Source organism: Deltaproteobacteria bacterium, assembly GCA_016210005.1.
In the GTDB taxonomy this organism is placed as follows: Bacteria; Desulfobacterota; Binatia; order HRBIN30; family JACQVA1; genus JACQVA1.
In genome coordinates, this window is sequence record JACQVA010000096.1 from 1 (window position 1) to 7,334 (window position 7,334).

Consider the following 7,334-nt stretch of genomic DNA (forward strand, 5'->3'; position numbering starts at 1 on the left):
CTACGAAGCGCACGGCTGCGCAGAGACCGCAATCGTGCGGGAGAAGCAGCTGAAGAAGTGGCGCCGCGCCTGGAAGATGACAAGTTGCGTCCCTTTCGGCCATGGGCTCCGTCGGCCTGACAGTACACAGTACTGTCAGACTGGTGAGGATTTGCCCGGTCGGCTGCACGTTACCCACCGATTTGTCGCACACCCGTTGCTTGACGAGGGCTCGGCATTTATGAGCAGGAAGCAGTATGGCGCGGGCAGGAGTCAGACGCTGGGCGAGCGAGCCGTTGCTGCACTTCTTCGTACTCGGAGTTGTGGTGCTGGGAGGCTATCGGTGGATCGCACCAACGCAGCTCTCTAACCGAATCGAGCTGTCGCCGGCGGTGATCAACGGCCTGCGCCAGGATCACGTGCGCCGCGCCGGAGCGCTGCCGACCGCGGAGGAAGAGGCGGCAATGGTCGAGCGCTTCGTCGACCAGGAAGTGCTCTACCGCGAGGCGCTCGCGCTCGGGCTCGATCGCGGCGACATCATCGTGCGCCGCCGCCTGGTGCAGAAGATGGAATTTCTCACCGAGGACCTCGAACCAGTCGCCGAGCCCACCGAGGCCGAGCTGCAGGCGTACATGGATACGCACGCCGAGCGCTACCACGTACCGGCGCGGGTGTCGCTGGAGCAGGTCTTCGCCAGCAGCGAGCGCTCAGGCGATCGAACGGCCGCCACCGCCCAGCAGCTGCGCGCGCAACTCCTTGGCGGTGCCGAGCCGGCGGCTCTCGGTGATCCATTTGTGCGCGGGCGGGCGTTCACACTCCTGACCGAGCGCGACCTGGCGGCCATCTTCGGCACGGTCTTCGCCCGGCAGGTCATGGACCTCGCCGTAGGCACGTGGTCGGAGCCGCTCGCTTCGAGTTACGGCCTGCACCTGGTGCGCGTCAGCCAGCACCAACCCGGCTTCCTACCGGCACTCGGCGCCAGCCGCGAGCAAGTCCGGCGCGACTGGCTCGAGGCACGGCGGGCAGCGGTCAACCGGGCCGCCCTCGATCGGCTACGCCGGCGCTACGACATCCATATCGCCGGCGCGGGCAGCGCCGCGCCAGCGGCACTGGCACTCGCACGATGAAGCGCACTGCAAGAAGCGGCGTTGCCATCTGGGCCATAGCTGCGCTTGTTCCCGTGCTGGCCTCGGCCCACTCCTTCGAGCCCGCGCTGCTTGAGCTGCGCGAACAAGCCGCCGGCGTTTTCGACTTGGTCTGGAAAACTCCCCGGGTGTGGACCGACGCCAGCCAAGCACTCAGCCCGCAGCTGCCGGGCGTCTGCCGGCCGCTCGACCGGCCGCAGGCTGAGCCGATCGAAACCGTGACCTTCGCGCGCGTCGATTGTGGTCCAACCCGGCTCGGCGGCCAGTCGCTGGCGGTGAGCGGGCTCGCCAACAGCCCCTTCCACGTCATCGTTCGGATCACTTGGAGTGATGGCACGAGCGTGCACGGGGTGCTGCAGAGTGGGGCGGAGAGCTTCGCGGTGCGCGCTAGCGCAGGTGGGCAACATGGAGGCGGGGCCGGCGCCGGCAGGGTGTTGGCGAGCTATCTGCGGCTGGGCGGCGAGCACATCCTGCTGGGCTTTGATCACCTGCTTTTTGTGTTCGGCTTGCTGCTGCTGGTCAATGGGGCCAGGGCGTTGGTCAAGACGGTCACCGCCTTCACCCTCGCGCACAGCGTGACGCTGGCGCTGTCGGCGCTGCAGTTGGTGCAGTTGCCGGCACCGCCGGTGGAGGTTTTGATTGCCGCGAGCATCGTCCTGCTGGCGCGGGAGCTGGTGCGCGACCCCGCGGCTCGGCCGACGCTGGCGCGCCGGTGTCCGTGGCTGATCGCCTTCGTCTTTGGCCTGCTTCATGGCTTCGGCTTTGCCGGCGCCTTGTTGGAGCTCGGGTTACCGCCGGCGCATGTGCCGCTGGCGTTGCTGGCGTTCAATCTCGGGGTGGAGGTTGGGCAGCTACTGTTCGTCGCGGCGCTGCTGGCAGTGCTGCCGCTGCTGCGGCGCATACCGGAGCGGGCCGCTTGGCAGCGGGCGCCGGCGTATGCAATCGGCGCCGTGGCTGCCGCCTTGGCATTGGAGCGAATCGCCCGTTTGTGGCCGCCGGTAATGTAAGGCCGTGGGGTCGGTTAGTTAACAGGTCAGAGGAAGGGGAAGGACATGCGGTTTGTACGTGGGGCAATGGTGTTGGGGCTAGTGGTTGCGGCCGGCTGCGGCGGGACGGTACCGCGCGAAGCGCCGCCGGAGATTGACCAGCGCGAGCCGTGCGCGCAGAGCAGTCCCTTGCGCAACGCCTACTTCGGCGATCTGCACGTGCACACCACCTACTCCTTCGACGCCCACGCCTTCGAGCTGCGCGTCAGTCCGGAGCAGTCGTATCAATTCGCCAAGGGCGATCCGGTGGCGTTGCCGCCGCTCGACGCCGCCGGCAACGGCACGCGCAGCGTGCGGCTGGAGCGCCCGCTCGACTTCGCTGCCGTCACCGATCACTCGGAGTTTCTCGGTGAAGTCGAAGCCTGCATCACGCCCGGCTCGGCGGCCTACGACACCCAGACCTGCCAGAACTATCGCGGCGATGCCATCGAGGGCACGCGCACTTTCGGTCTATTGCTGACCCAGAAGCCGCAGCGCTTCCCCAACATCTGCGGCGCCGACGGGCAGGTTTGCCATGAACTCGCCGGACAGGTGTGGCGGCGGATCCAAGCTGCCGCCGAGGCGGCCTACGACCGCACCAGCCGCTGCGGCTTCACCTCGTTTGTGGCTTACGAGTACTCGGCCGCAACCGGTATCAGCACTCGGCACCGTAACGTGATCTTTCGCAACCAGCGGGTGCCCTTCCCGATCTCCTACATGGAGCAGCCCAAGGCGCAGGGACTATGGCGCGAGCTGCAAACCAATTGCCTTGATGCTGGCACGGGTTGTGACGTGCTGGCCATACCGCACAATTCCAACGAGAGCAACGGCCACATGTTCTTGGTCGAGTACCCCGGTGCCGCCACAGTCGAGGAGGAGCGCACGGCGGCGGAGTTCCGCGCCGCGATCGAGCCGCTGGTCGAGGTCTACCAACACAAGGGCGACTCGGAATGCAGCCGCGAGCTGTCGGGGATAACCGGCGCCCCCGACGAATTGTGCGCCTTCGAGAAGACCAAAGCGGTGGCCGAGTTCGGCGACTGCGGCGAGCAGCCGGGAAGCTTCGGCGGCGCAGTCACCGGCTGTGTGCATCGGCTTGATTTCGTGCGCAACGTGCTGCTCGCCGGCTTGCAGGAGCACGTCCGGCTCGGCGTCAATCCCTACCAGCTCGGTTTCATCGCCAGCACCGACACGCACAACGGCACCCCCGGCGACGTCGAGGAGAACAGCTTCGCCGGACATCGCGGCACCGACGACGACACGCCCGAGAAGCAACTGGGCGACGGCCTGCTCACGCGCGGCGGCAAGATCTTCAGCCCGGGCGGCTTGGCGGCGGTGTGGGCGGAAGAGAACTCGCGCGCGGCGATCTTCGAAGCGCTGCGGCGCCGCGAAGTCTTCGGCACCAGCGGGCCGCGCATCAGCGCGCGCTTTTTCGGCGGGTGGGGCCTGCCGGCTGACCTCTGCGACGATGCCGAGCTGGTCAAGCGGGCATACGAACTCGGCGTCACCATGGGCGCGACGCTGCCGGCCCGCCCGCCCGCTGGGGCTGCGCCCAGCTTCGTGGTGGCGGCGCTGGGCGACCCGGGTATCGGCTCGCAGCCCGGCACCGCGCTGCAACGGATTCAGATCGTCAAGGGCTGGCTCGCCGGCGGTCAGGCGCACGAGCAGGTGTTCGAGGTCGCCGGTGATGCGAACAACGGCGCCAGCGTTGACGAGGCGACCTGCACCCCCTCTGGCAGCGGCGCCCAGTCGCTCTGTAGCGTGTGGACCGATCCCGGCTTCGACCCGAGCCAGCACGCCTTCTACTACGCGCGGGTGCTAGAGAACCCCAGCTGTCGCTGGAGCACTTTCATCTGCAACCGCCTGCCGCCCGTAGAGCGGCCACCGGCGTGTACCGACCCGGCGATTCCCAAGACCATTCAAGAGCGCGCCTGGACGTCGCCGATCTGGTACCAGCCGCGGCAGGGGTAGTTGGGGGCGGCGCGCGCCGGCGCTGTTGGACCGGCGCAGCGCGATCTGCTAGCCGAAGAGTCATGCGGGCTTGCGCTGCGCTATCGGCCCTGTGCCTCGCGCTCACCGCCTGTGCGGCCCAGGCCCAGCTTTCGTTTCAGACCCGCACCGACTATCCCGCCGGTCCCGGCCCGGTGGCGCTGGCGGTGGCCCGCTTCAACAACGATGACGCGGCGGACCTGCTGTTGGCTGGTGACGAAGGCATCTCGGTACTGCTAGGCCGGCGTGGCGGCTTTTCAGCTCCGCACAGAATTCGCTCCCGCCGTTACCTGAAGGCCCTCGCGGTTGCCGACTTCGACGGTGACGGTGCCCTCGAGCTGGTCTACCCCAACTCGCAAGACGACGCCGTTACCGTTGCCAGCAGTGACCGTGCCGGTGGCTTGGCATCCGGCGGCCGCACGGTTGCGACCGGGCCGCGCCCGCGCGCCCTGCTGGCGGCCCCGCTGAATCAGGATGACGCGATCGATCTCTTGGTCGCGCACGACACCGGCATCAGCGTGCTACTGAGCAATGGCCAAGGCAGCTTCACCGCGGCACCGACCCTCGAGGTCCGCTACGCCGCTGCCGTGGCCAGCGGCGACTTCGCCGGCAGCGGCCGCCTCGATCTGGCGATCCCCGACGAAAGCAGCGGTACGATCACCCTGTTGCGCGGCGACGGCAAAGGCGGCTTTCAGGCGGGTGATACGCTGCGCGCCGGGGTGCAGCCGCACGCGGTGGTCGCCGGCGATTTCAACGGCGACTTGCGCCCCGATCTGGTCGTGCTCGACGCCAAAGGCGCCGCGCTCATGACCACCGGCGAAGACGGCCGCCCGGCGGCCCCGGCCGCCTTCGCTTCCGGGCGCAATTTGCGCACCGCGGCCGCGGGCGACTTCGACCGTGACGGCAAGCTCGATGTGGCGATAGTCGACGATCTGTCGGTGAGCGCGGGCGTGTTCCTCGGCAACGGCGACGCTACTTTTCACGCCGCCGGCGCCTACAGCCTGGGGCGACAGCCGCTGGCCCTGGCCGCCGACGACCTCAATGGCGACAACTGCCTCGATCTTGTTGCCGTCAATCACCTGGGCGATTCGGTCACGGTGCTGATGGGCGACGGACGCGGCAAGTTCCTTGGTTCCCCGGCGCTGGCCGCGGGTGAGGACCCGGTTGCAGTAGCGGTCGGCGACTTCGATGGTGATCGCCTTCTTGATCTAGCCGTCGCTAGTGAGAACACCCACAGCGTCGCGGTTTTCGACGGCGACGGCTCGGGCACCTTCAGGGGCGGCCGCAAGTACCTCGTCGGGCGCCAGCCGCGAGCGGTGCTGGTGGCGGATTTCGACCAGGACGGCCACCTCGATCTGGCGGTGGCGAACTCCGCCAGCGACGACGTCGGTATTCTGGCCGGCGACGGCCACGGTGGTTTTGCCCAGCCCCTGCTGGTCGCTGTCGGTGCCGCCCCGACCGCGCTGGCGGCGGGCGACTTCAACGCCGACCAGCGCCCCGACCTGGCCGTGGCCAACTCGCTCGGCGACAGCGTCACCGCGCTCTTCGGCGATGGTCACGGCCGGTTTCCTACCAGCACCAACTACGCACTCGGGCTGCGGCCGACGTTTCTGCTGCCCGGTGATCTCAACCGCGACGGCCGCAGCGATCTCATCGCCGGCGGCGGCCGCAGCGATCGGGTGGCGGTGCTCCACGGCACGGCCCAAGGTCTCGCCAGCCCGGTGATGGGCAACCTGGGCACCAGCGTTCACCCGCTGGTCTCCGAAGACTTCAACGGCGATGGCCAGCTCGATCTGGTCGTGACTCGTGAAGCCACCGACGAAGTTGCGGTTCTGCTCGGCACCGGGCCCAACCGTTTCAGCGAGCAGATTACCTTTCCCGCCGGCCATCACCCCACCAGCGTGGCCGCCGGCGATTTCAACGGCGACAGCCGCCCCGATCTGGCGGTGGTCAATCGCGGCTCGCGTACGGTCACCATTCTACTCAACACCACCCCCAGCGGCAGCCCGGCACCGGCACCCGCGGCCCTCCCCAAGCGCACTGCCCCGCGTGACCCGTGGGACGTGCCGCCGCAGCTCAAGCGTGCCGAGTCGTGGGAGGCGCCGTCTTGAGCTCGCGGCAGTTGCACTCCGCGGCGCGATGTTGTTAAGCGCATCAGCATGTTGGCCTGTCTCGATCTCGAAGGGGTGCTGGTTCCTGAAATCTGGATCAACGTGGCGCAGCGCACCGCCATCGCCGAGTTGCGGCGCACCACGCGCGATGAGCCCGATTACGACAAGCTGATGCGGCGGCGGCTGGAGATTCTCGCCGAGCACGGCCTGCGCCTGGCGGATATCCAGCGCGTCATCGCCGGTATGCGCCCGCTCGACGGCGCGCTCGAGTTCCTCGACTGGCTGCGCCAGCGCTTTCAGGTGCTGATCTTGTCCGACACCTTCGACGAGTTCGCAGCGCCGCTGATGGCGCAGCTCGGTTACCCGACGTTGTTCTGCAATTCCCTGGTGGTTGACGATGACGGCCGCGTTCGCGACTACCGCATTCGGATTCGCGACGGCAAGCGCAAGGCGGTCATGGCGCTCAAGCTGCTCAACTTCGCGGTGATTGCCGCCGGGGATTCCTACAACGACACCAGCATGCTGGCGGAAGCCGACGCCGGCATCCTGTTTCGTCCGCCCGACAACGTCATTCGCGACTTCCCGCAGTTCCCGGTGACACAGACGTACGACGAGTTACGGGCGGCATTCTCGCGGGCCGCCGGCCTGCGCCAGTAGTCGCGCCCCTACTCGACCGCGTTATGCCGCGCGCAGGTGGAGAAGAAATGGCCGCTGGCTTTGACGATGCGTTGCTGCGTCGGGTAGTCGACGTAAACGATGCCGAAGCGTTTCGAGTAACCGAAGGCCCACTCGAAGTTATCCAGCAGTGACCAGCAAAAATAGCCCCGCAGCCGCGCGCCGCTCTCGAGCGCGCGCTGGGCGGCCATGAGGTGGGTGCGCAGGTAATCGAGGCGTTGCGGGTCGTGGACACCGCCGCCGACCAGTTCGTCGACGTAGGCCGCGCCGTTTTCGGTGATGTAGATCTCCGGCGCTTCATAGTCGCGCGTGATCCGCATCAGCGCGTCGTAAAGGTGGTCGGGATAGACCTCCCAGCCCATCTCCGTATGTGGCCGGCCTTCCGCCTTCACTCGCGCAGCCCCCAGCAGCAG

6 protein-coding genes are annotated in these 7,334 nt (G+C 67.8%); 5 read left to right on the top strand and 1 reads right to left on the bottom strand.

The features are described from left to right. The first annotated feature begins 236 nt into the window (after positions 1-236). From HY699_09370 to thrH, 5 genes are all read left to right on the top strand, one after another. Positions 237-1,106, top strand: coding sequence for a peptidyl-prolyl cis-trans isomerase (locus HY699_09370; protein ID MBI4516008.1), 870 nt, complete (start codon positions 237-239; stop codon positions 1,104-1,106). Continuing rightward, on the top strand, positions 1,103-2,131 hold the full coding sequence (locus HY699_09375; GenBank protein MBI4516009.1) for a HupE/UreJ family protein: 1,029 nt from the start codon (positions 1,103-1,105) through the stop codon (positions 2,129-2,131). The genes HY699_09370 and HY699_09375 overlap by 4 nt, the downstream gene beginning before the upstream one ends. Before the next feature lie 45 nt (positions 2,132-2,176). Then, positions 2,177-4,117, top strand: a complete 1,941-nt coding sequence (locus HY699_09380) for a DUF3604 domain-containing protein (GenBank protein MBI4516010.1) — start codon at positions 2,177-2,179, stop codon at positions 4,115-4,117. A gap of 62 nt (positions 4,118-4,179) precedes the next feature. Continuing rightward, on the top strand, positions 4,180-6,246 hold the full coding sequence (locus HY699_09385) for a VCBS repeat-containing protein (protein ID MBI4516011.1): 2,067 nt from the start codon (positions 4,180-4,182) through the stop codon (positions 6,244-6,246). A 48-nt stretch (positions 6,247-6,294) separates the two neighbouring features. Beyond that, positions 6,295-6,903: a bifunctional phosphoserine phosphatase/homoserine phosphotransferase ThrH gene (gene thrH, locus HY699_09390; GenBank protein ID MBI4516012.1), complete on the top strand. Its 609-nt coding sequence runs from the start codon at positions 6,295-6,297 to the stop codon at positions 6,901-6,903. Positions 6,904-6,911: 8 nt separating this feature from the next. Here the strand turns inward: thrH and HY699_09395 are convergent. Then, the coding region (locus HY699_09395) for a family 1 glycosylhydrolase (GenBank protein MBI4516013.1) at positions 6,912-7,334 on the bottom strand (423 nt) is incomplete at its 5' end.

Excerpts from the sequence above, each read along its gene's own strand:
- HY699_09370 (MBI4516008.1), top strand. The coding sequence starts at position 237 with ATGGCGCGGGCAGGAGTCAGACGCTGGGCGAGCGAGCCGTTGCTGCAC.
- HY699_09375 (MBI4516009.1), top strand. The coding sequence starts at position 1,103 with ATGAAGCGCACTGCAAGAAGCGGCGTTGCCATCTGGGCCATAGCTGCG.
- HY699_09380 (MBI4516010.1), top strand. The coding sequence starts at position 2,177 with ATGCGGTTTGTACGTGGGGCAATGGTGTTGGGGCTAGTGGTTGCGGCC.
- HY699_09385 (MBI4516011.1), top strand. The coding sequence starts at position 4,180 with ATGCGGGCTTGCGCTGCGCTATCGGCCCTGTGCCTCGCGCTCACCGCC.
- thrH (MBI4516012.1), top strand. The coding sequence starts at position 6,295 with ATGTTGGCCTGTCTCGATCTCGAAGGGGTGCTGGTTCCTGAAATCTGG.